This is a genomic window from Streptomyces sp. NPDC104381 (assembly GCF_055583745.1).
Genome location: NZ_JBVJNK010000006.1, coordinates 582,129 through 606,174, shown reverse-complemented (window position 1 = coordinate 606,174; position 24,046 = coordinate 582,129). Strand labels below are relative to the sequence as shown.

23 protein-coding genes are annotated in these 24,046 nt (G+C 71.5%); 7 read left to right on the top strand and 16 right to left on the bottom strand.

The annotated features are described in order from the left end of the window. Positions 1 to 17 precede the first annotated feature (17 nt). A complete protein-coding gene (locus ACZ607_RS23935; RefSeq protein WP_469737587.1) occupies positions 18 to 785 on the top strand; it encodes a TetR/AcrR family transcriptional regulator in 768 nt (255 codons plus the stop codon). On the opposite strand, the gene ACZ607_RS23930 is transcribed toward ACZ607_RS23935, so the two are convergent. From ACZ607_RS23930 to ACZ607_RS23920, 3 genes are all read right to left on the bottom strand, one after another. Continuing rightward, complete coding sequence (locus ACZ607_RS23930) at positions 772 to 2,325, bottom strand: ABC transporter substrate-binding protein (RefSeq protein WP_469737586.1); 1,554 nt, start codon at positions 2,323 to 2,325, stop codon at positions 772 to 774. The genes ACZ607_RS23935 and ACZ607_RS23930 overlap by 14 nt on opposite strands. Before the next feature lie 135 nt (positions 2,326 to 2,460). Further along, entirely contained in the window at positions 2,461 to 3,756 is a 1,296-nt protein-coding gene (locus ACZ607_RS23925) for a metallophosphoesterase (protein ID WP_469737585.1), read from the bottom strand. 54 nt (positions 3,757 to 3,810) lie between these two features. Beyond that, positions 3,811 to 4,056, bottom strand: a complete 246-nt coding sequence (locus ACZ607_RS23920; RefSeq protein WP_469737584.1) for an SCO4848 family membrane protein — start codon at positions 4,054 to 4,056, stop codon at positions 3,811 to 3,813. A 121-nt stretch (positions 4,057 to 4,177) separates the two neighbouring features. Between ACZ607_RS23920 and ACZ607_RS23915 the strand changes: the two genes are divergently transcribed. Continuing rightward, positions 4,178 to 5,428 carry a D-alanyl-D-alanine carboxypeptidase family protein gene (locus tag ACZ607_RS23915; RefSeq protein WP_469737583.1) on the top strand — a complete coding sequence of 417 codons (1,251 nt, stop codon included), beginning with the start codon at positions 4,178 to 4,180 and terminating at the stop codon, positions 5,426 to 5,428. Here ACZ607_RS23915 and ACZ607_RS23910 read toward each other — a convergent pair. Further along, entirely contained in the window at positions 5,376 to 6,347 is a 972-nt protein-coding gene (locus ACZ607_RS23910; protein WP_469737582.1) for a YihY/virulence factor BrkB family protein, read from the bottom strand. The genes ACZ607_RS23915 and ACZ607_RS23910 overlap by 53 nt on opposite strands. 198 nt (positions 6,348 to 6,545) lie before the next feature. On the opposite strand from ACZ607_RS23910, the gene ACZ607_RS23905 reads away from it, so the two are divergent. Next, a complete protein-coding gene (locus tag ACZ607_RS23905) occupies positions 6,546 to 7,304 on the top strand; it encodes a decaprenylphospho-beta-D-erythro-pentofuranosid-2-ulose 2-reductase (RefSeq protein ID WP_469737581.1) in 759 nt (252 codons plus the stop codon). A gap of 33 nt (positions 7,305 to 7,337) precedes the next feature. Here ACZ607_RS23905 and ACZ607_RS23900 read toward each other — a convergent pair whose 3' ends face one another. Next, entirely contained in the window at positions 7,338 to 7,928 is a 591-nt protein-coding gene (locus ACZ607_RS23900; protein ID WP_099173752.1) for a 2'-5' RNA ligase family protein, read from the bottom strand. Positions 7,929 to 8,018: 90 nt separating this feature from the next. Continuing rightward, on the bottom strand, positions 8,019 to 9,032 hold the full coding sequence (gene trpS, locus ACZ607_RS23895) for a tryptophan--tRNA ligase (RefSeq protein WP_469737580.1): 1,014 nt from the start codon (positions 9,030 to 9,032) through the stop codon (positions 8,019 to 8,021). A gap of 168 nt (positions 9,033 to 9,200) precedes the next feature. Between trpS and rocD the strand changes: the two genes are divergently transcribed. Beyond that, entirely contained in the window at positions 9,201 to 10,406 is a 1,206-nt protein-coding gene (gene rocD / locus ACZ607_RS23890; RefSeq protein ID WP_469737578.1) for an ornithine--oxo-acid transaminase, read from the top strand. A 42-nt stretch (positions 10,407 to 10,448) separates the two neighbouring features. Here rocD and ACZ607_RS23885 read toward each other — a convergent pair whose 3' ends face one another. The 3 genes from ACZ607_RS23885 to pdxR all read right to left on the bottom strand — a co-directional run bounded on the left by ACZ607_RS23885 (position 10,449) and on the right by pdxR (position 13,452). Further along, the gene (locus ACZ607_RS23885; protein WP_469737576.1) at positions 10,449 to 11,636 is read right to left on the bottom strand and encodes a glutathionylspermidine synthase family protein; all 1,188 of its coding nucleotides are present in this window, start codon (positions 11,634 to 11,636) and stop codon (positions 10,449 to 10,451) included. Between the two features lie 8 nt (positions 11,637 to 11,644). After that, on the bottom strand, positions 11,645 to 11,920 hold the full coding sequence (locus ACZ607_RS23880; protein WP_469737574.1) for a hypothetical protein: 276 nt from the start codon (positions 11,918 to 11,920) through the stop codon (positions 11,645 to 11,647). A 131-nt stretch (positions 11,921 to 12,051) separates the two neighbouring features. Next, entirely contained in the window at positions 12,052 to 13,452 is a 1,401-nt protein-coding gene (pdxR, locus tag ACZ607_RS23875) for a MocR-like pyridoxine biosynthesis transcription factor PdxR (RefSeq protein WP_469737572.1), read from the bottom strand. Positions 13,453 to 13,499: 47 nt separating this feature from the next. Here pdxR and ACZ607_RS23870 point away from each other — a divergent pair, with 47 nt between their 5' ends. Together ACZ607_RS23870 and ACZ607_RS23865 are read left to right on the top strand one after the other, a co-directional pair. After that, positions 13,500 to 14,012: a carboxymuconolactone decarboxylase family protein gene (locus tag ACZ607_RS23870; protein ID WP_469737570.1), complete on the top strand. Its 513-nt coding sequence runs from the start codon at positions 13,500 to 13,502 to the stop codon at positions 14,010 to 14,012. A gap of 86 nt (positions 14,013 to 14,098) precedes the next feature. Continuing rightward, a complete protein-coding gene (locus ACZ607_RS23865) occupies positions 14,099 to 14,836 on the top strand; it encodes an isocitrate lyase/PEP mutase family protein (RefSeq protein ID WP_469737568.1) in 738 nt (245 codons plus the stop codon). A gap of 84 nt (positions 14,837 to 14,920) precedes the next feature. Here ACZ607_RS23865 and ACZ607_RS23860 read toward each other — a convergent pair whose 3' ends face one another. The 4 genes from ACZ607_RS23860 to ACZ607_RS23845 form a co-directional block, all read right to left on the bottom strand. After that, positions 14,921 to 15,910, bottom strand: coding sequence for a malate dehydrogenase (locus ACZ607_RS23860; protein ID WP_469737567.1), 990 nt, complete (start codon positions 15,908 to 15,910; stop codon positions 14,921 to 14,923). A gap of 175 nt (positions 15,911 to 16,085) precedes the next feature. Next, on the bottom strand, positions 16,086 to 17,213 hold the full coding sequence (locus ACZ607_RS23855) for an XRE family transcriptional regulator (protein ID WP_469737566.1): 1,128 nt from the start codon (positions 17,211 to 17,213) through the stop codon (positions 16,086 to 16,088). Between the two features lie 435 nt (positions 17,214 to 17,648). Beyond that, positions 17,649 to 18,254, bottom strand: a complete 606-nt coding sequence (locus ACZ607_RS23850) for a DUF3017 domain-containing protein (protein ID WP_469737565.1) — start codon at positions 18,252 to 18,254, stop codon at positions 17,649 to 17,651. 19 nt (positions 18,255 to 18,273) lie between these two features. Next, the gene (locus ACZ607_RS23845; RefSeq protein WP_469737564.1) at positions 18,274 to 19,152 is read right to left on the bottom strand and encodes a bifunctional methylenetetrahydrofolate dehydrogenase/methenyltetrahydrofolate cyclohydrolase; all 879 of its coding nucleotides are present in this window, start codon (positions 19,150 to 19,152) and stop codon (positions 18,274 to 18,276) included. A 236-nt stretch (positions 19,153 to 19,388) separates the two neighbouring features. Between ACZ607_RS23845 and ACZ607_RS23840 the strand changes: the two genes are divergently transcribed. Next, a complete protein-coding gene (locus ACZ607_RS23840; RefSeq protein ID WP_469737563.1) occupies positions 19,389 to 19,994 on the top strand; it encodes a hypothetical protein in 606 nt (201 codons plus the stop codon). Between the two features lie 59 nt (positions 19,995 to 20,053). On the opposite strand, the gene ACZ607_RS23835 is transcribed toward ACZ607_RS23840, so the two are convergent. From ACZ607_RS23835 to purN, 3 genes are all read right to left on the bottom strand, one after another. Then, positions 20,054 to 21,514: a DUF2079 domain-containing protein gene (locus tag ACZ607_RS23835; protein ID WP_469737562.1), complete on the bottom strand. Its 1,461-nt coding sequence runs from the start codon at positions 21,512 to 21,514 to the stop codon at positions 20,054 to 20,056. A gap of 169 nt (positions 21,515 to 21,683) precedes the next feature. Beyond that, positions 21,684 to 23,237, bottom strand: a complete 1,554-nt coding sequence (purH, locus tag ACZ607_RS23830) for a bifunctional phosphoribosylaminoimidazolecarboxamide formyltransferase/IMP cyclohydrolase (RefSeq protein WP_469737561.1) — start codon at positions 23,235 to 23,237, stop codon at positions 21,684 to 21,686. Beyond that, the gene (purN, locus tag ACZ607_RS23825; RefSeq protein ID WP_469737559.1) at positions 23,224 to 23,880 is read right to left on the bottom strand and encodes a phosphoribosylglycinamide formyltransferase; all 657 of its coding nucleotides are present in this window, start codon (positions 23,878 to 23,880) and stop codon (positions 23,224 to 23,226) included. Before purN ends, purH begins: the two co-directional genes overlap by 14 nt. Positions 23,881 to 24,046: the final 166 nt, after the last annotated feature.

Sequence of the window (24,046 nt, the reverse complement as noted above, 5' to 3'; positions counted from 1 at the left end):
CGGTTAGCCTTGGGACCGTGGTGGAGCAAGAGAAGAACGCGGCGGACGGTTCGAAGCCGGCCGGGAGCGACGGGGCGGCCGGGAAGTCCAAGGCGCCGAAGAGCGAGCAGACCCGCACCCTCATCCTGGAGACGGCGCTGCGGCTCTTCGAGGAACGGGGCTACGACCGTACGACGATGCGGGCGATCGCCCAGGAGGCGGGCGTCTCCGTAGGCAACGCGTACTACTACTTCTCGTCCAAGGAGCACCTGGTCCAGGGCTTCTACGACCGGATCGCGGCCGAGCACGAGGCGGCGGTGCAGCCCGTGCTGGCCGGGGACGCGGATCTCGCCGTACGCATCCGGGGCGTGCTGCTGGGCTGGCTGGACGTGGCCGGCCCGTACCACCGCTTCGCCGCGCAGTTCTTCAAGAACGCCGCGGACCCGGACAGCCCGCTCTCCCCTTTCTCGGAGGACTCGGCCGCGGCCCGCGAGGCGGTCGTCTCGGTGCACGAGCGCTGCCTGTCGGGCTCCTCGGTCAAGGCGGATCCGGAACTGGCCGCGCTGCTGCCGCAGTTGATGTGGCTGATGCAGATGGGCCTGGTGCTGTTCTGGGTCTACGACCGGTCCGAGGGCGCGGAGCGCAGCCGCCGGCTCGTCGAGCGCACCGCGCCGATCGCCGCCCGGGCGATCGCGCTCTCCCGTTTCCGGGTGCTGCGACCGCTCGTGCGGCAGGTCCACGACGTGCTGGTGGAGTTCATGCCCGGGGCGTCCGCGCGCGGTGCGCGGGACGTCAGATCCAGCTGAGTTCCCAGAGCCGCCAGATCCCGGTGCCGTCGGAGAGGTACTGGGATCCGGACACGGACTGCTTGCTGACGACGTAGTCCTTCTTCTGCCACAGCGGGACCAGCGGGACGTCCTGGCCGACGAGCTGCTGCAGCTCCTTGAAGTCGGCCGAGGTCCTGCCCCGGTCGCTGTACTGCTGCGTGGAGGCGATCAGCGCGTCCATCTTCGTGCTGGTGTAGCCGTTGTGGAGGGAGCTGTCGCGGCCGACCAGCGGCTGGCTGAAGGTGTCGGGGTCCGGGTAGTCCGGAAGCCAGCCCACGGTGTACGCGTCGTACTCTCCGGCCGCGTAGCCCTTCTGGAAGGCCTGCCACTCCACGGCCTTCTCGGTGACCTTGAAGAGTCCGTCCTTCTCCAGCTGGCGGACCAGCTCGGTGGACTCCTCCTTGTTGGCGTCGTCGTCGCGGTGGGCGAAGGTGATGTGCAGCGGAAGGTCCACCCCGGCCTCCTCCATCAGCGCCCTGGCCCGCTTCGGGTCCGGCTCCGGGTAGGAGTCGAAGAAGGGGGTGCTGTGCCCGATGTAGCCCTGCGGGATCAGCGAGTAGAGCGGTTCGACGGTGTTCCGGTAGACCTTGGTGACCAGCGGGCCGCGGTCGATGAGCCAGGCGACGGCCTGGCGGACCTTCTTGTCGGCGAGGGCCGAGTCGTCCCGGACGTTGAAGACGAGGTTGCGGATCTCGGCGCTGTCCGCCTCGGTGACGCGCTCGTCGGTGGCGCTCGGGTCCAGCTCGGCGAGCTGCTCGGAGGGCAGCTGACGGTGCGTGACGTCGACGTCCCCGGCGGTCCAGGCCGCCTTGAGCGCCTCGGACCCCTCGAAGTAGCGGATGTCGACCGGGCCGCCCGCGTCCTTGATCGCGCCCTTGTACGCCGGGTTGGGCACCAGCTCGGCGCGGACACCGGACTCGAAGGACTTCAGGGTGTACGGGCCGGAGCCGTCGACCTGGTCGTCCGTACGGAGCTTGTCCTTCGGGTACTGCTCGGGGTCGACGATGGACCCGGCGCCCGTGGCCAGCTTCTGCGGGAACGTCGCGTCCCGGGCCGAGAGGTTGAAGGTGATCGTGCGGCCCTCGGTCACGATGCTGCCGAGGCTGGGGAACAGCACCGAGGGGCCCGCGTCCGCCTTGATCTTCAGCATGCGGTCGAAGGAGTACTTGACGTCCGCGGCCGTGATCTTGCGGCCGTTGGAGAAGGTCAGGTCGTCCCGGAGCCTGCACTGGTACGTCTGGAGCTTCTGGCCGATGAAGCCGCAGCTCTCGGCCGCGTCCGGTTCCGGCACGACCGCACCCGACTTGAACGTCATCAGGGACTGGTAGAGGTTGCTGTAGATCGCCCAGGAACCGGCGTCGTACGCACCGGCCGGGTCCAGCGAGGTGACCTCGTCGGACGTACCGACCGTGATCGGGGACAGGTTCTCGTCGTCCGAGGGGAGCAGTTGCCAGGCGCCGACGCCCGCGATGACCAGTACCGCCAGAATCGCGACAATCCGTAGACGGATGAACCGCATGTGCCCGTGCTCCCTTGCCGACCCCACCCCGGCCCGCGTGCACAGAGAGGCACATCACCGCCGCATGTTCGACCTCACCCAATCACACGATATTCACATATGGAAGACCAGGTTGAACGTTCACAGGTTTCGGGTTCAGGCCTGCGGGGAAGCGAGCTCCACCACGGTGATGTCGGAGGGGGCACCGACCCGCACGGGCGGCCCCCAGGCGCCCGCACCGCGCGAGACGTACAGCTGGGTGTCGCCGTAGCGTTCGTATCCGGCCACGGTCGGGTTGGCGAGCTCGGCGACCAGGTTCCCGGGCCAGAGCTGGCCCCCGTGGGTGTGGCCGGAGAGCTGGAGGCCCACTCCGTAGGCGACGGCGTCGTCGATGACGACGGGCTGGTGCGCGAGGAGGACGGAGGCGCGGGCCCGGTCCCGGTCGCCGAGCGCGCGGGCGAAGTCGGGCCCCTGCCCCTCGCTCTCGCCGGCCACGTCGTTGACCCCGGCGAGGTCGAAGCCGGCGACCTCCACACGGGCGTTCTCCAGCGGGTGCAGCCCCAGCTCGCGTACGTGGTCGACCCATTCGGCGGCGCCGGAGAAGTACTCGTGGTTGCCGGTGACGAAGTAGCTGCCGTGCCGGGCCTCCAGCCCGGCGAGCGGCTCCGCCGCGCGGCCGAGGTCGGCGACCGATCCGTCGACGAGGTCTCCGACGACGGCGACCAGGTCGGGGCCGGTCGCGTTGATCGCGTCGACGACGCGCCGGGTGTGCGCGCGCCCCAGGATGGGACCGAGGTGGATGTCGCTGACGACGGCGATCCGGAAGCCGTGGGCGGAGCGCGGCAGTCCGGCGAGCCGGACGGTGATCCGCTTGGTGCGGGGGCCGCGCAGCACCCCGTAGGTGCCGTGGCCGACGGTGCCGAGGCCGGCCAGGGCCGCCGCCCCGCCGACGGCACGGGCGACGAACAGCCGCCGCGAGGGGTCGGCGACGGGCGGGGCGGGGGCCTCGGTGCCCGGCGCGGCGTCCACGGGGGCGTCGCCGCCCGCCGTGGGGCCGGGCTCGGCGGCCGTGGTGGCGGGGACCTGGACGGCGGGGGCGTCGGCGGACGCCGCCGCCTGCCGCGCGGCGGCCCTGCGGGCGAGGAACCGGCCCAGGAGGGGCCTGACGGCCTCTCCCACCAGCAGCGCCAGCGTCAGATAGAGGAGGGCGGCCAGCCAGAGGTAACCGGGCCAGGCGAGCACCTGCTGCACCGGGAAGGGCACCCCGGCGCGGCTGGAGACGAAGGCCCCGACGGTGAGCAGCGGCAGCACGAAGGCCGCGCCGGTGCCCACCCGGCGGGCGACGCTGCCCCTGGCCGTGGTGTCACCGATCAGCCGGCGCCACACATACCGGTGCACCCCGGCGAGCAGCACGAGAACCGCGACCGCCACCAGTACGAAGACCACGACCACGTACGCTCCCCCGCTGAAACGATCCTGTCCGGACGGCCGCCCACACGGGGGCCGTCATCCGCCTTCGCGGCGCAAAGCCCTGACGCCACGGAACCCGATGACCCCCACAGCCGTCCCCAGAAGAAACGAGGTGACGGCGAGCAGGAGATGGACCCAGAAGTAGGCGGTCGGGTCTCCCGCGTCGTCGAACGCGAGCCCGCTGCCGTCCTTCCACAGATTCTTGACAAAGGTGACCCAGATGACCCAGCTCCACGCTCCGAACACGAGCAGGAACCAGGAGACGGGGCGGCTGAGCTTCATGGGTTCAGTATCGCCGCCGCGCTCACGTCCGATCGTCCGGGGTGGGCTGTCCCGGCGGTATGCACGGCGGGTCAGGCCATCCATATCCCCATCCTCAGCAAGGCCATGTACGTTTCCGACCGTGCCTGCTCTGAAAAAGACCGTATTGACGGTCCTCTCTGCCGCGTTGCTGTCCGTATCTGTCGTCAGTCCCGCAGGGGCGGCCGACAAGGACAAGACCGACGACTCACAGCCGAAGCCGACCGGTCAGATGTCGACCGTGGGCGGCGCGCGGCTGGGCGAGGTGGGCACCCAGGTCGCCCTGGGCCCGGGCGCCCCGGTCCTGCCGAAGGACCTCACCGCGCGGTCGTGGATCGTCGCCGACGCGGAGAGCGGGGAGGTGCTCGCCTCGCACAACGCGCACTGGCGGCTGCCGCCCGCCTCCACCCTGAAGATGCTCTTCGCCGACACGGTCCTGCCCGCGCTCCAGCCGAAGACCCTGAGCCACCTGGTCACCGAGGACGAACTCTCCGGCGTCGGCGAGGGGAGCAGCCTCGTGGGCGTCAAGGAGGACCACTCCTACACGGTCCACGACCTGTGGCTCGGCGTGTTCCTGCGCTCGGGCAACGACGCGGTGCACGTGCTGTCCGAGATGTACGGCGGTGTGCCCGCCACGGTCGCCGCGATGCAGCGGCACGCCGAGGAGCTCCAGGCCCTGGACACGACGGTCGTCTCGCCCGACGGCTACGACGCCCCTCGGCAGGTCTCCAGCGCGTACGACCTGACGCTGTTCGCCCGGAGCGGGATGCAGAAGGCGGACTTCCGGGAGTACGCCGCGACGGCGACGGCGGAGTTCCCCGGTGAGCAGAAGAAGGGGAAGAAGAAGCGGGAGAGCTTCGAGATCCAGAACACCAACCGGCTGATCACCGGTGACATCGGGGTGGAGCCGTACAAGGGCATCGCCGGCGTCAAGAACGGCTACACCACCCACGCGGGCAACACCTTCACGGGGATCGCCGAGCGCGACGGGAAGGTGCTCCTGGTGACCGTCATGAACCCGTCGTCCGAGGAGAGCCATGCCGTCTACAAGGAGGCCGCCCACCTGCTCGACTGGGGTTTCGCCTCCGACGGCAAGGTGACCCCGGTCGGTGAGCTGGTGCCCCCGAGGTCCGCCGTGGCCGCCAAGGGCTCGGAGCCGGCCGCGGGCGCGGCCAAGGACCCGAAGAAGCAGCACGCGGCAGCGGCGGCCACGGCCGGTCCGGCAGGCTCCAGCGGGGTCTGGACCGCGCTGTCCGTCGTCGGCGGTCTGCTGGTGGTCCTCGCGGCCGGGGTCTTCCTGGTCAACCGGCGCTGGCCCCTGCCGGACCTGGTGCGCCGCCTTCCGCGCCGCTGACGTCCTTCCCGGCTCCTACCGCGGTGCTCCCGCCCTCGGCCTCGTCCCCGACCTCGCCCTCGCCCTCGTCCTTGCTCGGCGTCGCCGTCCAGGCGGCGCACACCAGCAGCAGCTTCGCGCTGAAGTTGATCCAGAGGAGGAGGGCGATCGGCACGCCGAAAGCGCCGTACATGCTCTTCGACGCGACCTCCCGCATATAGCTGCCGAGCAGCAGCTTGAGGAGCTCGAAGCCGACCGCGCCGACCAGCCCGGCCACGATCACCCGGCGGCGCGGCGGCTCGACCCCGGGCAGCAGGGTCAGCATGTAGACCAGGATCAGGAAGTCGGCGCAGATCGCCACGGCCACGGCGGCCACCTGGAGCAGCACCCCGCCCACGCCGTGCTCGGGGATGCCCAGCCGGTCGGCCGTCCAGCCGATGGCCGTGGACGCCACGGTGGACACGGCGAGGGTCACGAGCGCCGCTCCGCCGAGGCCGAGCAGCAGACCGGCGTCCTTCAGCTTGCGGACGACGGGGTTGCCCTCGTCCACGTCGTCCTTCTCCCACACGGCGCGCAGGCAGTCTCGCATCGAGCCGACCCAGCCGATGCCGGTGAAGAGCAGCAGCACACCGGCGACGACCCCGACCGTGCCCGCGTGGGCCACGAGGCTGTCGATGCCGAGCTGGTCGGAGATCCCGGGCACCTGCTCGGCGAGCTTGTCCTCGATCTTGTCGAGCTGCCGGGGGGAGAGCAGGGCGGCGCCGACGGCCGCACCGACGGCGATCAGCGGGAAGAGCGCGAGGAAGCTGAGGAACGTGATCGCCGCCGCGAGCCTGGCCCAGTGGACCCGTTCCAGCGTCTCGTAGGAGCGCCACGCGTGCGTCTCCATCAGCCGTGCGACGAGCGGCCCGATGACGGGAAGGTTTTTCAGCCAGTCCATGCCCTACGCGTACCCTTCCGGGCGCGGAAAACCGGGGTTCGGCGCGGCCCGTCCGAGCAATCACCCATTTCGGTGAGTGCTGTAACAAATACCTCAAACGGGTTTTCCCTGGCGATACGGTCACGAACATGCCCGCGCCCCTGCCCCGCGCGGGGAGCTGGTCCGCCACCGCCTTGTCACCCCGCTAGGAGTTATCCCGTGAAGGACGCCTTCGGTGCCCCGCAGTCCCTGCTCGTCCTCGGTGGCACCTCGGAGATCGGCCTGGCCACCGCACGGCGCCTGATCGCCCGCCGCACCCGGACCGTCCGGCTGGCCGGGCGCCCCTCACCGGCCCTGGACCGGGCGGCGGCCGAGCTGCGGGAGCTGGGCGCCGACGTCCGTACCGTCGCCTTCGACGCGCTCGACTCCGCCTCCCACGAGGAGGTGCTCGGGAAGCTCTTCACGGAGGGCGACATCGACATGGTGCTGCTGGCCTTCGGCGTCCTGGGCGACCAGGCGCGCGACGAGGAGGAGCCGCTCTCCGCGGTCCGGGTGGCGCAGACCAACTACACGGGGGCGGTCTCGGCGGGCCTGGTGTGCGCCGGGGCGCTCCAGGCGCAGGGCCACGGCTCGCTGGTGGTGCTCTCCTCGGTGGCCGGCGAACGCGCCCGGCGCGCCGACTTCATCTACGGCTCCAGCAAGGCGGGCCTGGACGTCTTCGCCCAGGGGCTCGGCGACGCCCTGCAGGGCACGGGGGTGCACGTCATGGTCGTACGCCCCGGCTTCGTACGGTCGCGGATGACGGCGGGGCGCGAGGAGGCGCCGCTGGCCACGACCCCCGGGGCGGTCGCGGACGCGATCGTGGCGGGGCTGCGGCGACGCTCGGAGACGGTGTGGGTGCCGGGGGCGCTGCGGGTGGTGATGGCGGCCCTGCGGCACCTGCCGCGTCCGCTGTTCCGCCGGCTGCCGGTGCGGTAGAGCGGGGTCAGGGCCCGGCGGGGGCAGGGCGCCTCAGGGCCGCAGGGACGGCAGGTCCATGGAGCTGCCGCCCTGGGCCGGTACGGCGGGCGCGCTGCCGCCGCCCCCGAACGGGAACTCGTTGATCTTGCGCCAGACGGCGTCCGCGCCCTGCTCGTACAGCGCGAAGGAACCGCAGGTCCAGGCCGCCTCGTAGGAGGAGAGCTCCTCGTACGCCCGGTCCATGGCCTCCTCCGCGATGCCGTGCGCGACGGTCACATGCGGGTGGTACGGGAACTGGAGCTCGCGCACCAGGGGCCCGGAGGCCTCCCGGATCCGCTTCTGGAGCCAGGAGCAGGCCGAGGCGCCCTCGACGACCTGGACGAAGACGACCGGGGAGAGCGGGCGGAAGGTGCCCGTGCCCGACAGCCGCATCGGGAAGGGGCGGCCGGCCGTGGCGATCTGGGACAGGTGGGTCTCGATCGCCGGCAGGTCGGCCGCCTCGGCCTCGGTCGGCGGGAGAAGGGTGACGTGGGTGGGGATGCCGTACGCGGCAGGGTCCCCGAAGCTCGCGCGCCGCTCCTGGAGCAGGCTGCCGTACGGCTCCGGGACCGCGATCGAAACGCCAAGCGTTACGGTCCCCACATCGTTCTCCTCAATCTTCGAAGGTCGTGCGCCGGTCGTGCCGACGCCAGTGTGACCCCTCCGGCCGTGGTCCCGCCAGGGTCCTTGGACTCAGTGCTTCGCAGGCAGAAGGCCCATCCGGTCGTAGGTCCGGGCCAGGGTCCCGGCGGCCACGGTCCTGGCCTTCTCGGCCCCCTTGGCCAGCAGGGTGTCCAGGGTCTCCGGGTCGTCCAGGTATTCCTGGGTCCGGGCCCGGAACGGGGTGACGAACTCCACCATGACCTCGGCGAGGTCGGTCTTGAGCGCGCCGTACCCCTTGCCCTCGTACTTCTGCTCCAGGTCCGTGACGGCGGTGCCGGTGAGGGTGGAGTAGATGCCCAGGAGGTTGCTGATCCCGGGCTTCTTCTCCGCGTCGAAGCGGATCACGGTGTCCGTGTCGGTCACCGCGCTCCTGACCTTCTTGGCGGTGACCTTCGGGTCGTCGAGGAGGTTGACGAGGCCCTTCGGCGTGGACGCCGACTTGCTCATCTTGATCGCCGGGTCCTGGAGGTCGAAGATCTTCGCCGTCTCCTTGATGATGTACGGCGCCGGGATCGTGAACGTCTCGCCGAAGCGGCCGTTGAAACGCTCGGCGAGGTCCCGGGTCAGCTCGATGTGCTGGCGCTGGTCCTCACCGACCGGGACCTGGTCGGCCTGGTAGAGCAGGATGTCGGCGACCTGGAGGACCGGGTACGTGAAGAGGCCCACCGTGGCGCGGTCGGCTCCCTGCTTGGCGGACTTGTCCTTGAACTGCGTCATGCGCGACGCCTCGCCGAAACCGGTGAGGCAGTTCATGATCCAGCCGAGCTGGGCGTGTTCGGGGACATGGCTCTGGACGAAGAGCGTGCAGCGCTCCGGGTCGAGTCCGGCCGCCAGCAACTGCGCGGCGGCGAGCCGGGTGTTGGCGCGGAGCTCCTTCGGGTCCTGCGGCACGGTGATCGCGTGCAGGTCCACCACCATGTAGAACGCGTCGTGGGACTCCTGCAGCGCCACCCACTGGCGGACCGCGCCGAGGTAGTTGCCGAGGTGGAACGAGCCTGCGGTGGGCTGGATTCCGGAGAGCACGCGGGGTCGATCAGAGGCCATGCACTCATTGTCTCAGGTGTCGAACCGATCTCCGGCAACCGGTGCGCGAAAGATGTGCGGACGCGGGGCGGGGCGCGCCGCGCGGGAAAGGTTTCCGTCCCCCGAATCCGACCGACGATAGACAGTGGGTACCACCCCCGCCCACGCCGCACGACGAACGGAGATCCCGTGTCGACCACGGACACCGCCATCGCCTCCGCCGAGGCGCACAGCGCGCACAACTACCACCCGTTGCCCGTCGTCGTCGCCACGGCGGACGGTGCCTGGATGACCGATGTCGAGGGGCGCCGTTACCTCGACATGCTCGCCGGTTACTCGGCGCTCAACTTCGGGCACGGCAACAGGCGTCTGATCGACGCGGCCAGGGCCCAGCTCGAACGTGTGACGCTGACCTCACGCGCCTTCCACCACGACCGGTTCGCGGACTTCTGTACGCGGCTCGCCGAGCTCTGCGGCATGGATATGGTCCTCCCCATGAACACCGGGGCGGAGGCCGTGGAGACGGCGGTGAAGACGGCCCGCAAGTGGGGCTACCGCGTCAAGGGCGTCCCGGACGGCATGGCGAAGATCATCGTGGCGGCAGACAACTTCCACGGCAGGACGACCACGATCGTCAGCTTCTCCACGGACCCCGAGGCACGGGCCGACTTCGGGCCGTACACCCCGGGCTTCGAGATCGTGCCGTACGGGGATCTGACGGCGCTCGCCGAGGCGATGACGGAGAACACGGTCGCGGTGCTGATCGAGCCGATCCAGGGCGAGGCCGGGGTGCTCGTTCCGCCGCCGGGCTATCTCGCCGGGGTGCGCGGGATGACCCGCGAGCGGAACGTGCTGTTCATCGCGGACGAGGTCCAGTCGGGCCTGGGCCGTACGGGCCGGACCTTCGCCTGTGAGCACGAGGGGGTCGTCCCCGACATGTACGTGCTGGGCAAGGCGCTGGGCGGCGGTGTGGTGCCCGTCTCGGCCGTGGTGTCCTCGGCGGCGGTCCTCGGCGTCCACCGGCCGGGCGAGCACGGGTCGACGTTCGGCGGGAACCCGCTGGCCTGCGCGGTCGCCCTGGAGGTGATCGCGATGCTGCGCACCGGTGAGTTCCAGCAGCGCGCCGCGGAGCTGGGCGACCACCTCCACCACGAGCTGGGGCTGCTGGCCGGGGGCGGCGCGGTGCGGGCCGTGCGGGGCCGGGGGCTGTGGGCGGGGGTCGACATCGCCCCGGAGCTCGGGACCGGCCGGGAGATCTCGGAGAAGCTGATGGACCGCGGGGTGCTGGTCAAGGACACCCACGGCTCCACGATCCGGATCGCCCCGCCGCTGGTGATCAGCAAGGAGGACCTGGACTGGGGCCTGGAGCAGCTCCGGGGCGTACTGGCCGGCTGATCCGGGACGGCCGGGCGGCGCTCCGGCCGCTCCGGTCCGGGCTCAGAGGATGACGTGGGGCAGGAAGCGGGCGTACTCGTCCGTGATCAGCCCCGCCGATTCCCGGATGCCGAGCCCGGCGGACTCGTCCTCGACCACCCAGGCGCCGAGCACCACCCGGTTGCCGTCGAAGTCGGGCAGCGGTGCCAGCTCCTGGTAGCAGCAGGCCTCGTCACGGCGTACCGGAGCGCTGCCCGGTTCGTGGACGGTGACCCCGGCGCCCTCACGGCCGAGCAGCGGCTTGGCGACGTAACCCGCCCCGCCCGGCCCGGCCAGCCCGCGGGGGCCGTCGAGGTGGGCGGGGAGCAGGTTGGGGTGGCCCGGGTACAGCTCCCAGAGGACCGCCAGCAGGGCCTTGTTGGAGAGGAGCATCTTCCAGGCCGGCTCGATCCAGCAGGTGCTGCCGGTGCCTCCGCCGTTGTCGAGGGTGTCCAGCACGTGCGGGCCGAAGCGGTCGGTCGTCAGCCACTCCCACGGATACAGCTTGAAGCAGCTGCGGATGAAGCGGAGGCGCTCGTCGACGAAGCGGCCGGACAGCCGGTCCCAGCCGATCCGCTCGACGGACAGCGCCTCGGTGTCGATCCCGGCCTGTGCCGCGGTCTCCCGCAGATAGGCCACCGTCATCAGGTCCTCGCCCAGCTCGTCGCCGTCGGAGTGGGCGAAGTGCAGCGGGCCCGGCGGGAGCAGCGGGGCCTGTCGCTTCCACGCGTCGACGAGCCGCTCGTGCAGGGAGTTCCACTGGTCGGCGCCGGGGAAGCGGTCCTCCATCCAGAACCACTGGGGGCTGGCGGCCTCCACCAGCGAGGTGGGGGTGTCGGCGTTGTACTCCAGCATCTTGGCGGGGCCGGTGCCGTCGTACCGCAGGTCGAACCTGCCGTACAGGGAGGGCAGTTCGGCACGGCGCCGCCAGGACTCGGCGACCAGGCGCGCCGTCCTGGGGTCGGTGATGCCGAGGTCGGCGAAGCGGTCGTGCTCGACGATGTGCGCGGCGGCGGCCAGGCACATCGCGTGGAGCTCCTCCACGACCTCCTCCAGCGCCTCGACCTCGGGCAGCGAGAAGACGTAGTAGGCGCTCTCGTCCCAGTACGGGCGCAGGGAGCCGTCCGGGTAGCGGGTCAGGGGGTAGATCAGCCCCTGCTCCTCGACGGTCCGCTGCCAGTCGGGGCGCGGCTCGATGGTGCGGCGTTCCATGAGGGGTGTCAGCCGCCGCTGGAGTGGGAGGAGCCGAATCCGCCGCTCTCGACCGCGGACTTGTTGAAACTGCCGCCGGAGACACGGTTGTTGTGGCTCTTGCCGCCGTAGTAGTACGAGCCGCTCCCGGTGCTGTCCTTGCACTCGTAGTTCGGCAGGATCTCCTGGGTCACCGGGTCGACGCACCGCCGGTCCGGTTCCGAACCGCAGGCGGCGAGCGTCGCCGCGAGTACGCCCATGCCGCCGAGCACGACGGTGCCCGACCTCAGCTTGCGCCTGTCCATGTTCTCTTCTCCCCCGTCGTCCCTACGGGCCGGTGTCCACCCACCCGCCAACTCCCAGTCAGATTAGATGCACGGCTCCTTCGGCTGAAACCCGGTGCTGCACGTTTCTCCGCGCATCCCGGGGTCCCCGCTCAGGGAAGCACCCGGCAGAGGGCGTCCAGCGCCCCCGCCCAGCCGCTCTCCGACGGGGTGCCGTAGCCGATGACCAGCCCCTCGCGGCCCGGTTCCGCGTCCTGGTGCCGGAACCGCGAGAGCCGCTCCAGCGCGAGGCCCTGCCAGGTGGCGGCCTGGACGACCGACTGCTCGGTCCCCTCGGGGAGTTCGAGCACGGCGTGCAGCCCCGCCGCGATGCCGCTCACCCGGAAGTCCGGTGCCCGCTCGGCGAGCGCCTCGACGAGCTGGTCCCGGCGGCGCCGGTAGCGCAGTCTCATGGCCCGCACGTGCCGGTCGTACGCCCCCGAGACGATGAACTCCGCGAGGGTCAGCTGGTCCGGGACGCCGGACATCCAGTCGAAGCCGCCCTTCGCCTCGCAGACCTCCTCCACCAGGTCCGCGGGCAGCACCATCCAGGCCAGCCGCAGTCCGGGCGCCAGGGACTTGCTGGCCGTCCCCAGGTAGACGACCCGCTCCGGGTCGAGGCCCTGGAGGGCGCCCACCGGCTGGCGGTCGTAGCGGAACTCGCCGTCGTAGTCGTCCTCCAGGATCAGACCGCCCGAGGACCGCGCCCAGTCGACCGCGGCGGCCCGCCGGTCGGGATGGAGCGGGACGCCGGTGGGGAACTGGTGGGCGGGGGTCAGCAGCACCGCGCCCGCCCCCGGTGTCCCCGCGAGCGCCCCGGTCGCCGCCCCGAGCGCGTCCACCGGGATGCACGGGGTGCGCAGCCCCGCGTCGGCCAGGAGGTTCCAGTGGATGTCCAGCCCGTACGACTCGACGGCCACCCCCCGCACCCGGTGACGCCGCAGCACCTTCCCCATCAGCGTGAGCCCGTGGACGAACCCGGAGCAGATCACGATGCGTTCCGGGTCCGCGTACACCCCGCGCGCCCGCGCCAGGTAGTCCGCCAGCGCGCTCCGCAGCTCGATCCGGCCGCGCGGATCGTCGTAACCGAAGGCCGCGTCGGGGGCGGTGGTGAGGCCGCGCCTGGCGGCCCTGAGCCATTCGGCGCGCGGGAACGAGGAGAGGTCGGGCGAGCCCGGCATCAGGTTGTGGACGGGACGGCGGCGCACCGGCCGGCCCCGGGCACCCCGGGCGGCCGGCCCCGGCGCACTGGCCCGCCGCGCGACCCTGGTCCCCGAACCCTGCCGCGCGGTGAGCCAGCCCTCGGCCACCAGCTCGGCATAGGCGTCGGCCACGGTGTTACGGGCGATCCCGAGGTCCACGGCGAGCGTCCGGGAGGAGGGCAGGCGGGTGCCGGGCGTCAGCCGCCCGGTGCGCACCGCCTCCCGCAGCGCGTTCATCAGCCCGCTGCGCAGGCCGGCGCCGACCGGTTCGATGTGCAGGTCGGCACCGAAAGCGGCCCAGGAATCTGTCATGGAAATGGACCATACCGCTGCGCCATCGCGCCGATAGCGTCGAACCCATGACCACGCACACACACGACCACACGACCACCGGGAACGCCGCCGAGCACCCCGCCCGCCTCCAGTGGGCGCAGCTCGCCCCCGACGTCTACAAGGCCATGGTCCGGCTGGACGCCGCCTCCCGTCAGGGACTGGACCCGACCCTGCTCGAACTGGTGAAGGTCCGCGCCTCGCAGATCAACCACTGCGCGCTCTGCCTGGACATGCACTCGAAGGACGCCCTCGCGGCGGGCGAGTCCGTCGAGCGGATCATCCAGCTCGACGCCTGGGAGGAGTCGCGGCACTTCTACACGGAGAAGGAGCTGGCGGCGATCCAGCTCACCGAGGCGGTGACGGTCCTGACGGACGGCTTCGTGCCGGACGCGGTCTACGCCGAGGCCGAGAAGCACTTCGAGGAGGCCGAACTGGCCCAGCTGATCGCCGCGATCACGGTGATCAACGCCTGGAACCGCTTCGGGGTGACCACCCGGATGGCGCCGGGGCACTACACGCCCGGCGACATCAAGCACTGAGTGCGCCGAGCCGCCGCACCCGGGCGACGGGCCGGGGACCCCGCCCCGCCGCCCACTTCCCCACGCCTCTTGCCCCGGGAGCCCCGATGAACGACCCCGCGTCCGTCTTCCGCGCCCTGCACCACGGCCGGCCCCCGGGCGACCCGCTGGTGCTGCCCGGCCCCTGGGACGCCGCGAGCGCCCGCGTGTTCGAGGAGGCCGGCTTCCCCGCCCTGGCCACCCCGAGCGCGGGCGTCGCCGCCTCCCTCGGTCACGCCGACGGGCACACCCCCGCCGGGGAGATGTTCGCGGCGGTGGCCCGGATCGCCGGGGCGGTGTCCGTTCCCGTGTCGGCGGACATCGAGGCCGGTTACGGCCTGGCCCCGGGCGAGCTCGTCGACCGCCTCCTGGAGGCCGGCGCGGTCGGCTGCAACCTGGAGGACTCGACGGACGGCGTCCTCGTCGACCCGCGCCGGCAGGCCGACCGGCTCGCCGAGGTGCGCGCCGCCGCGGGCGGGCGCCTCTTCGTCAACGCCCGCATCGACACCTACGTCCACGGGGACCCGGGCGCCGGTGACGTGGCCGCGGACACCGTGGCCCGCGCCCTCCTCTACGCCGAGGCCGGTGCCGACTGCGTCTACCCGATCATGGCCCCGCCGGACACCCTGCCCGGCCTGGCCGCCGCGGTCCCGGTGCCGGTCAACGCGGTCGGCGCCCCCGACGGCCCCTCGGCCGTCCGCCGGCTCGGTGAGCTGGGCGCGACCCGGATCACCTTCGGCCCCCAGCTCCAGCGCAGGGCGGCGGACGCCGTGCGGGAGCTCGCGGAACGGCTGCTCGGCCGCTGACCGTACGACGAGGGCGCCCCCGGCGGCTGCTGCTGCCGGGGGCGCCCTCGTACCGCTTCCGTTCCGGCCGGGGCCGGAGCCGGATCAGATCAGGCCGAGCTCGCGGACCGCGTCGCGCTCCTCGGTGAGCTCCTTGACCGAGGCGTCGATGCGCGCACGGGAGAACTCGTTGATGTCCAGGCCCTGGACGATCTCGTACTTCCCGTCCTTCGTGGTGACCGGGAAGGAGGAGATGATGCCCTCGGGGACGCCGTAGGAGCCGTCCGACGGGATGCCCATCGAGGTCCAGTCGCCCTCGGCGGTGCCGTTGACCCAGGTGTGCACGTGGTCGATGGCGGCGTTGGCGGCCGAGGCGGCCGAGGACGCGCCACGGGCCTCGATGATCGCGGCGCCGCGCTTGGCGACGGTCGGGATGAAGGTGTCGGCCAGCCATGCCTCGTCGTTGACGACCTCGGCGGCGTTCTTGCCGGCGATCTCCGCGTGGAAGATGTCGGGGTACTGGGTCGCCGAGTGGTTGCCCCAGATCGTCAGCCGCTTGATGTCGGAGACGGCGGCACCGGTCCTGGCGGCCAGCTGCGAGATCGCGCGGTTGTGGTCCAGGCGGGTCATCGCGGTGAAGCGCTCCGCCGGTACGTCCGGGGCGGCGGCCTGGGCGATGAGGGCGTTGGTGTTGGCCGGGTTGCCGACGACGAGGACCTTGATGTCGTCCGCGGCGTTGTCGTTGATGGCCTTGCCCTGCGGCTTGAAGATGCCGCCGTTGGCGGACAGCAGGTCGCCGCGCTCCATGCCCTTGGTGCGCGGGCGGGCGCCGACGAGGAGGGCTACGTTCGCGCCGGCGAAGCCGACGTTGGCGTCGTCCGTGATCTCGATGCCGCGCAGCAGCGGGAAGGCGCAGTCGTCGAGCTCCATGGCGGTGCCCTCGGCGGCCTTGAGGCCCTGCGGGATCTCGAGGAGTCGCAGGTTGACCGGCACGTCCGGGCCGAGCAGGTGGCCGGAGGCGATGCGGAAGAGCAGCGCGTAGCCGATCTGGCCGGCTGCGCCGGTCACGGTGACATTCACGGGAGTGCGGGTCATGGCGATCTCCGTTAGACAGCTGGCGGTGGGGGTCCCTGCCCCTGGTGCTGGACATCCCTGAATCTTGATGTGAAGAGATATCCAGCCGTCAGGCTATCCGACCCTCGCCGCCCGGACAGCCCGCCCCCCTGTGGGACCGCGCACAGTCGGTCACACTGCGCAGCGGTCCCTTACGTCACTCGGGCGTGGTGCAGCCGGTCGTCCCGGAGGCGAGGGTCGCGCACGCCTTGGCGTCGGAGGCCTTCTTCACGGCGACCATCGGGGTGTACGCGTCGGCGTCGGCGTCCACCGTGCCCTCCTGCTCCGACGAGCCGTCCGTGATCTTCACGGTGTCGCCCGGGGACGCCTGGGTGATACGGGCCCACGCGGCCCCGCAGGTCTCGCTGTAGCGGACCTCGACGAGGCCGCCGCCGACGGTCTCCCTGGCGACCGTGCCGGCGAACTCCCCGCCGCAGCCCATGGCTTCCGGGTCCTGGCCGGTGCAGTCGGCGCCGCTGCACTCGACCCCGGCGGGCAGCTGCGGCGCGCCGGCGGTGGGCTCGGCGGACGGTGTCGCGGCCGCCGTCCCGGCGTCGTCGTCCCCGCCCGGGCCCAGGAGCAGCACGCCGCCGGCTATCAGCAGCAGCGCGCCCACGACGCCCGCGAGGAACAGGGGCAGCCTGCGACGGCCGCCCTCCTTCCGGCCCCCCGGGGCGCCGCCCGGATGGTGCCCGCCCACTCCGGAGTCCGCGACGGAACCGGGCTGCGGCTGCTGCGGGATCCGCGGCCCGGTGGAGCGCTGGACGGGTACGGACGGCGGACGCCCGGCCCCGTACCCCTCGGCGGCGAACCCGCCGGCGGTGGAGACGCCCGTACCGCCGGTGGCGCCCGTACCGCCCGCGACATCCGTGCCGTTGGTGGCACTCGTGCCACCGCCGGCCGTGCGGGCCGCGCGCCTGCTCGCCACGGGGGCAGCCGCCACACCCGCCTCGTTGAGCGCGGCACGCGCCTGGGAGATCCTGATGGCCTCCATGGTCATGTCGTGGCGCATCTCGGAGCGGCTCCAGGCGCGCTCGGCCAGCTCCCACATCGTCGTCAGATGGTGGAGTTGAGTGCCCGTCACCTCGGCGAGCGCGACGATCGCGCCCTTGGGCGCGAGCAGTCTGCCGTTGAGATAACGCTCCCACGACGTCTTGCTGTAGCCCGTGCGGTCGGCGACCGCGGCCAGGCTCAGTCCGCTGCGGTCCACCAGCCTGCGCAGCTGACCCGCGAACTCCCGCACCTGCGGATCGAGTTCTTCCGGTAGTGCCTTCCAACGAGGCATTGCTTCCCCCCAGTCGATTCCCCCGGACGTTTCCCGGCGCGCCCCCGGCCCCGGCGCCGGGCCCTTCCTCCTGCCGCCGGAACGTCGGTCCCGCGCTCCGGCCTACCCAGAAGGATGCGCGGATCCAGGATGTCAGTTCCGGACAAAGGGGCGCACGGGGGCATTCGGTATGAGCACAGGCTCCGTCGCGCGCCGTAGCGCGTCGGCGAGCCGGGTCCCCGGCCTGCCCTTCCGCCCGTTGCGCGGCGATCACACGGTGGCGGAATGGTCACCTCCGTGCCACAGGCACCAGGCATCCCTTGAACCGATACCTCATGTCCATGACGCTTGATCCAGGACAGGGCAAGGCCGCTCAAGTCACCGCGTTCCGGCGCTTCTTGCACCGGTTCCCCTGTCCGGTGTCCGTCCCTTCTCGGGGGAGGGGACGGACACCACTCAGCGGATCGTGAAGTGGACCACGTCCGGCAGGAACGGGACGTCCAGCCAGGGCTTGGGCTGCGCCATCAGCGCGAGCAGCACGATCAGCGTCCCCATCAGGCCGTACGTGACCAGATCGGTGAACCGGGACCGTACGGCGAGCATGCCGACGGAGGGCACCACCCAGCGCAGCACCGCTCCGGCGAGCAGCGCGACACCCATCAGCACGGCGCCGACCCGGAACGCCTCCGCGAACGGATCGGTCCCCACGATCAGAAGCCCGAGCCCCGCGGTGCAGAGCACCGTGAGCAGCGGCCACTGCCGGGCGGGCGCGGGAGCGTCCCCCGGTGCCGCCCGGCCGCCGCCCTCGGGGCGCGCGGTGTCACGGGTCAGCGAGAAGCGCCGCGAGGGCGCCCAGGTCGAACCGCTCTCCCCGGCCGGGGCCTCGTCCCCTCCGGGCGCACCGGCTTCCGCGGTCTCCGCGGTCACCCCGTCCTCCTCGGCCACCCCGGCCTTCCCGGACATCCGGGCCTCCTCGGACGTGCCTGTCTGCTCGGACGTGCCTGTCTGTTCGGCCGGTCCGTCCGCGTGCGTACCGCCCGCCGGACTCGTACCAGCACCCATGACGTTCCTCCGGCCCGGGTCAGCCGGCGGAGACGCCGGAGGCCTCGGCGGCGGCGCGCTCGGCCGCCTCGACCACGTTGACGAGCAGCTGGGCCCGGGTCATGGGGCCGACACCGCCCGGGTTCGGGGCGATCCAGGCGGCCACCTCGGCCACACCGGGGTGGACGTCGCCGACGATCTTGCCGTTCTCGTCGCGGCTGACACCGACGTCCAGGACGGCCGCGCCCGGCTTCACGTCCTCGGGCTTGATCAGGTGGGGCACACCGGCTGCCGCGACGATGATGTCGGCCTGCTTGAGGTGCGCCGAGAGGTCACGGGTGCCGGTGTGGCACTGGGTGACGGTCGCGTTCTCGGACTTGCGGGTCAGCAGCAGCGGGAGGGGGCGGCCGATGGTGACGCCCCGGCCGACGACGACCACATGGGCGCCGTTGATCTCCACGCCGTGGCGGCGCAGCAGGGTGACGACGCCCTGCGGGGTGCAGGGCAGCGGGCCGGTCTCGTTCAGCACGAGCTTGCCCAGGCTCATGGGGTGCAGCCCGTCCGCGTCCTTCGCCGGGTCCATCAGCTCCAGGATGCGGTTGGTGTCGATGCCCTTGGGGAGGGGGAGCTGCACGATGTAACCCGTGCACTCGGGGTTGGCGTTGAGCTCCCGTACGACCTCCTCGATCTCCTCCTGGGTGGCGGTGTCGGGGAGTTCGCGCTGGATTGAGCCCATGCCGACCTGGGCGCAGTCACGGTGCTTGCCGTTCACGTACCAGCGGCTGCCCGGGTCGTCACCGACCAGGAGGGTTCCCAGGCCGGGTGTGATGCCCTGTGCCTTGAGGGCCGCCACGCGGACGGTCAGATCGGACTTGATCGCAGCTGCGGTGGCCTTGCCATCGAGAATCTGGGCAGTCATGACACCCATCCTCGCGGATGACCCCGCCCGCGTACCAATCCTGGCTTGCCCCTTGGACGCGAGATTGCACTTGCACAACACATTCGGCGATCGGCTGGACAAAACGTGGATGTCATGACGACGATAAGTGCCGCATCACCGCGGGTAGTGTCGGGGGGACCAACCGTTCGGACAGCGCAGATTTCCTCCGTCAGGACCGCATCGTCCCCACAGATCGCAAACGGAGGAAATTCGCCATGAGCTTCGGCGACCCCAACAACCCCTACGGCCAGCAGCAGGGTGGGCAGCCGTCCCAGGGTCAGCCCGGCTACGGCTACCCCCAGCAGGCCCCGCAGGGCGTTCCCCAGCAGGGTTACGGCTACCCGCAGGCCCCGCCGGTCCAGGGCGGTTACGGCTTCCCGGGCGCGCCCACGGAGATGCCCGGCGGTGTGAAGGCCGCCCGCGTCATGCTCTACGTGATCGCCGGCCTCCAGGTCATCGGCGCGATCATCTTCGCGCTCGCCGCCGCCGCCGTGAACGCCGCCAAGAACGACGCGACGCTCAAGGACGACGTGCAGTTCCAGCAGCTCGCGGACTACTCGGGCGGCGCGCTGTGGGGCTTCGTCGTCTTCGCCGTGCTGTGGGGCGTCTTCGCCGTGTTCCTCGCCGTCAAGTTCGGCAAGGGGGGCAACGGACTGCGCATCACGGCCATCGTCTTCGGCGTGATCACCGCGATCCTCGGCATCTACCCCTTCATCCTGGTGGGCCTCGTCCACACGGTTCTCGCCATCCTGATCGTCGTCTTCGTGGCGAAGTCCGACGGCGGTGCCTGGTTCAACCGCCAGCAGCAGCCGCAGTACTGACCTCCTCGCACCCGTGCGCGTGAAGGCCGTGGCACCCGCTCGACCGGGGTGCGCGGCCTTCAGTCGTTTGCGGGCTCCTTCGTCGTCCGCTCCATGACGACGAAGGAGCCCGCCACGCGCGTGACCCGGTAGCGCGCCTCCGGGTGCAGTTGCTGGGCGTACTTCACCGGGTCGTCGATCGGCCGCGACCAGCCGAAGTCGAGGTTGATCGCGACGACGTCGGGCGCGGTCCCGGGGGCCCCGCCGACCCAGTAGACCGTGCGGTCCGAGGTCAGGTGGGCCATCAGCGTGATGTCCGTCTCCACCCGCGCGCCGACCGGGATGGCGTCCAGCGCCTTCTCGGCGGCGTGGGTGCGCGCGTCGGCGCGGTACGTCTCCGGGCGCAGCAGGTCGCGGAGCGGAAGGTGCTGGGTGAGGGCGACGGCGACCGCCGCGGCCACGGGGACGGCGACGTTCGCGTAGGAGACGAGCCAGGGCCGCTTCGAGCCCTGGCTGCGCCGGATGCCGTCGGCCATGGCCAGGAAGACCACCGGCATCAGGATCGCGCTGTAGTGCCAGACCATGCCCCAGTGGTTGGAGTCCTGGGAGAGCAGACGCCAGCCGAGCGTCGGCAGGACGAGCAGGACCAGGGGTGAGCGCAGCGCCATGAAGGCGGTGATGCCGACGAGGAAGACCAGCATCTCCAGCTTGACGGAGGAGTCGAACACGCCGAGGACGGAGTCGAGCAGGGAGACCTCCTGCCCGCCGTTCTCCTCGATCTTCTTCCAGTAGTCGTACGTTCCCGCGCTGCTGGCCGCCGGTATGAGCACCAGCACGGTCAGCGCGAACGCGAACACGCCGAAGGCCGCCAGCAGGAAGCCCTGGAGCCGTCGCCCGTACAGGGCGAGGAGCAGGCCGACGACGGCGACGGTGGCCCCGAGGTCCTCCTTGACCAGGACCAGCGGCAGCGACCACAGGACGACGGCCCGCCACCGCTCCATGAGCAGCGCCCGGCAGACCAGGGCCAGCAGCGGGACGGCGAACGCGATCTCGTGGAAGTCGGCCTTCACCGCTTCCTGGAGCCCCCAGGACAGTCCGTACGCGACGGTGGCGGCCAGGCCCGCGCGCCCGCCCAGGATCTGCTGGACCGTACGTCCGACGACGACCGCGGAGCCGGCGAACAGGGCGGCCTGCGCGAACAGCAGGGCGACGGCGGACGGCCAGATCCAGTAGAGCGGGACGAGGAGCGCCACGACGGGGCTGAAGTGGTCGCCGAGTATCAGATAGCCGGGGCCCTTGATGTCGACGACGGGGGCGTCGAAACCGGCGTACGCGCGCACCTCCTGCTCGAAGATGCCGAGGTCCCAGGAGGGCGACTGGAAGTGGCTGAACCGCAGGTCCCCGTAGAGGAAGTAGAGCGCGCACAGGATCACGGCGGCGATCAGGTACGGGCGCAGCGGCGCCGGGTGCGGCGTACGCCCGGCCGGCTCCGCGGCCTGCTCCCCGGACACGCCGGTCTCGCTCTGGTTCAGGTCAAGCACGGTGCCCCCGCAACGGAATCCCTCACTGGTCACTGCCGGCCGCGCCGGTCACGCCACGGCCGACAAGGCCATTCATTAGAACAGAGGGACGACTGATCTCCGTACGCCGGGACGCACCGCAGGCCGCACCCGAGCGGGTACGGCCTGCGGCCTGTCACTGCGGGTGGCGTCAGTGGAAGAAGTGGCGCGTGCCCGTGAAGTACATGGTCACGCCGGCCTTCTTCGCGGCCTCGACGACGAGCTCGTCACGGACCGAGCCGCCCGGCTGGGCGACGGCCTTGATCCCGGCGGCGGTGAGGATCTCCAGCCCGTCGGGGAAGGGGAAGAAGGCGTCGGACGCGGCGTACGCGCCCCGGGCCCGCTCCTCGCCCGCGCGCTCGACGGCGAGCTTCGCGGAGTCGACGCGGTTGACCTGGCCCATGCCGACGCCGACCGAGGCGCCGTCCTTGGCGAGCAGGATGGCGTTGGACTTCACGGCCCTGGAGGCCTTCCACGCGAAGGCGAGCTCCTTCAGCTCGTCGGCCGACAGCGCCTCGCCGGTGGCCAGGGTCCAGTTGGCCGGGTCGTCGCCGTCGGCCTGGAGCCGGTCGGTGACCTGGAGCAGGGCGCCGCCGTCGATCGGCTTGACCTCGACCGGGGCGGTCGGGGCGTCGGGGCAGCGCAGCACGCGGATGTTCTTCTTACGGGCGAGGATCTCGACCGCGCCGTCCTCGTACGCCGGAGCGACGATGACCTCGGTGAAGATCTCCGCGACCTGCTCGGCCATCTCGACGGTCACCGGCCGGTTGACCGCGATCACACCGCCGAACGCGGAGAGCGGGTCGCAGGCGTGCGCGTTGCGGTGCGCCGTGGCGACGTCGTCGGCGATCGCGATGCCGCACGGGTTGGCGTGCTTGATGATCGCGACGCACGGCTCGGCGTGGTCGTAGGCGGCGCGGCGGGCGGCGTCGGTGTCCGTGTAGTTGTTGTAGGACATCTCCTTGCCGTGCAGCTGCTCGGCCTCGGCGAGACCGCCCTCGCCCGAGGTGTAGAGCGCGGCGGGCTGGTGCGGGTTCTCGCCGTAGCGCAGGACGTTCTTGCGCGTGTACGTCGCACCGGTGAAGTCCGGGAAGCCGGAGTCGTCGGCGGCCGCGTAGCCCTCGGCGAACCAGGTGGCCACGGCCACGTCGTACGCGGCGGTGTGCTGGAAGGCCTCGGCGGCGAGCCGCTTGCGGGCGGTCAGGTCGAAGCCGCCCTCCTTCACCGCGGCGAGGACGTCGGCGTACCGCTCGGGGCTGGTCACGACCGCCACGGACGGGTGGTTCTTGGCGGCGGCGCGGACCATCGACGGGCCGCCGATGTCGATCTGCTCCACGCAGTCGTCGTCGGACGCGCCGGAGGCGACGGTCGCGGAGAACGGGTAGAGGTTGACGACCACCAGGTCGAACGGCTCCACGCCGAGCTCGGCCAGCTGCTCGCGGTGGGCGTCCAGGCGCAGGTCGGCGAGGATGCCGGCGTGCACGCGGGGGTGCAGCGTCTTGACGCGGCCGTCGAGACACTCGGGGAAGCCGGTGAGCTCCTCGACCTTGGTGACCGGCACACCGGCGGCTGCGATCTTCCCGGCGGTGGAGCCGGTGGAGACCAGCTCGACGCCTGCCTCGTGCAGACCGCGGGCGAGGTCTTCGAGCCCCGTCTTGTCGTAGACGCTGACCAGGGCGCGGCGGATGGGCTTATTCACCGACATGACCGAGATGAACCTTTCGTCCCTCAATGCGATAGCCGTCACGGGCGAGCCGCCCCACGGCCTCGACGAGCAGCTTGCGCTCGACTTCCTTGATGCGTTCGTGGAGGGCCGCTTCGCCCTCCACCGTTTCCTCTTCGGTCACCTCGACCACGCCCTGCGCGATGATCGGACCGGTGTCGACGCCGTCGTCGACGAAGTGGACGGTGCACCCGGTGACCTTCACGCCGTACGCGAGTGCGTCGCGGACGCCGTGAGCACCGGGAAAGCTGGGGAGCAGGGCGGGGTGGGTGTTGACGACGCGGCCGCCGAACGCGGCCAGGAACGCCTTGCCCACGATCTTCATGAACCCTGCGGACACCACGAGGTCCGGGCGGTGTTCCGCCACGGCCGCCGTCAGGGCGGCGTCCCACTCGTCACGGCTCGCGTACGCGCCGACCCTGCACACGAAGGTGGGAAGTCCGGCGCGCTCGGCACGCTCGACGCCGAGGGTGCCGGGACGGTCCGCGCCGACCGCGACGATCCGGGCGCCGTAGCCGTCGGGGTCGTCACCGATGGCGTCGAGGAGTGCCTGGAGGTTGGTGCCTGAGCCGGAGACGAGCACGACCACACGGGCCGGAGCGGCGGAGGAGGGCGGGGAGGCCACGTGGGGGCCCTTTCTCGCGTGGTGCAGCAGGTACGCGATGTACAGGAGGTGCGTTTGTATGGTCGTACGAAAGAAGCTCGTCCCGGGATACGGGGAACTCTACGAACGGTCCGACCGTCAGCAACGATACCGGCACACCCGGCGGCCCCCACGGGACGGGGGCGTA

Excerpts from the sequence above, each read along its gene's own strand:
- ACZ607_RS23930 (WP_469737586.1), bottom strand. The coding sequence starts at position 2,325 with ATGCGGTTCATCCGTCTACGGATTGTCGCGATTCTGGCGGTACTGGTC.
- ACZ607_RS23920 (WP_469737584.1), bottom strand. The coding sequence starts at position 4,056 with ATGAAGCTCAGCCGCCCCGTCTCCTGGTTCCTGCTCGTGTTCGGAGCG.
- ACZ607_RS23910 (WP_469737582.1), bottom strand. The coding sequence starts at position 6,347 with ATGGACTGGCTGAAAAACCTTCCCGTCATCGGGCCGCTCGTCGCACGG.
- trpS (WP_469737580.1), bottom strand. The coding sequence starts at position 9,032 with ATGGCCTCTGATCGACCCCGCGTGCTCTCCGGAATCCAGCCCACCGCA.
- ACZ607_RS23885 (WP_469737576.1), bottom strand. The coding sequence starts at position 11,636 with ATGGAACGCCGCACCATCGAGCCGCGCCCCGACTGGCAGCGGACCGTC.
- ACZ607_RS23880 (WP_469737574.1), bottom strand. The coding sequence starts at position 11,920 with ATGGACAGGCGCAAGCTGAGGTCGGGCACCGTCGTGCTCGGCGGCATG.
- pdxR (WP_469737572.1), bottom strand. The coding sequence starts at position 13,452 with ATGACAGATTCCTGGGCCGCTTTCGGTGCCGACCTGCACATCGAACCG.
- ACZ607_RS23870 (WP_469737570.1), top strand. The coding sequence starts at position 13,500 with ATGACCACGCACACACACGACCACACGACCACCGGGAACGCCGCCGAG.
- ACZ607_RS23865 (WP_469737568.1), top strand. The coding sequence starts at position 14,099 with ATGAACGACCCCGCGTCCGTCTTCCGCGCCCTGCACCACGGCCGGCCC.
- ACZ607_RS23860 (WP_469737567.1), bottom strand. The coding sequence starts at position 15,910 with ATGACCCGCACTCCCGTGAATGTCACCGTGACCGGCGCAGCCGGCCAG.
- ACZ607_RS23855 (WP_469737566.1), bottom strand. The coding sequence starts at position 17,213 with ATGCCTCGTTGGAAGGCACTACCGGAAGAACTCGATCCGCAGGTGCGG.
- ACZ607_RS23850 (WP_469737565.1), bottom strand. The coding sequence starts at position 18,254 with ATGGGTGCTGGTACGAGTCCGGCGGGCGGTACGCACGCGGACGGACCG.
- ACZ607_RS23845 (WP_469737564.1), bottom strand. The coding sequence starts at position 19,152 with ATGACTGCCCAGATTCTCGATGGCAAGGCCACCGCAGCTGCGATCAAG.
- ACZ607_RS23840 (WP_469737563.1), top strand. The coding sequence starts at position 19,389 with ATGAGCTTCGGCGACCCCAACAACCCCTACGGCCAGCAGCAGGGTGGG.
- purH (WP_469737561.1), bottom strand. The coding sequence starts at position 23,237 with ATGTCGGTGAATAAGCCCATCCGCCGCGCCCTGGTCAGCGTCTACGAC.